We start from the raw sequence: 601 nt of genomic DNA on the forward strand, positions 1-601 counted from the left end.
CTACGAGATCGACCAGGACAGCTGGGACGTCGTCGGTCTGCGCGGCACCGGCAGCAAGGACCTGATCGTCAAGAACGCCTTCATTCCGACGCACCGCACGCTCGACGCCGCGAAGGTGTTCGACGGGACCGCGCCGAAGGAGGCGGGCCGCACCGAGACGCTGTACAACTTCCCGTTCTCGTGCATCTTCCCGCTCGGCATCACCTCCTCGCTGATCGGTATCGCCGAGGGTGCGCTGGCGTGTCACATCGCGTACCAGAAGGAGCGGGTCACGGTGGCGGGCACCGCGATCAAGGAGGACCCGTACGTGCTGTTCGCGATCGGTGAGGCCGCGGCCGAGATCGCCGCGTCGCGGGCCGCGATCCTCGAGACGGTGGACCGGTTCTGGGACATGACCGAGAAGGGCCGGGAGGTGACCTTCGAGCAGCGGGCGATCGGTCGTCGCACGCAGACGGCCGCCGCGTGGCGGGTGGTGCGTGCGGTCGACGAGATCTTCGCCCGTTCCGGTGGCGGTGCGCTGCAGAACAAGCTGCCGATGCAGCGGTTCTGGCGGGACGCGCACGCCGGTCTGGCGCACGCGATCCACGTGCCGGGCTCGATC

The 601-nt window shown here is 68.9% G+C and carries 1 protein-coding gene; it reads left to right on the top strand.

Annotated elements, in window-relative coordinates; translation table 11 throughout:
- On the top strand, nucleotides 1–601 hold a 601-nt coding region (locus ABD951_RS28545), incomplete at both ends, for an acyl-CoA dehydrogenase family protein (RefSeq protein ID WP_345353656.1).

The sequence above is a fragment of the Rhodococcus olei genome, assembly GCF_039540555.1.
Taxonomy (GTDB): Bacteria; Actinomycetota; Actinomycetes; order Mycobacteriales; family Mycobacteriaceae; genus Rhodococcus_G; species Rhodococcus_G olei.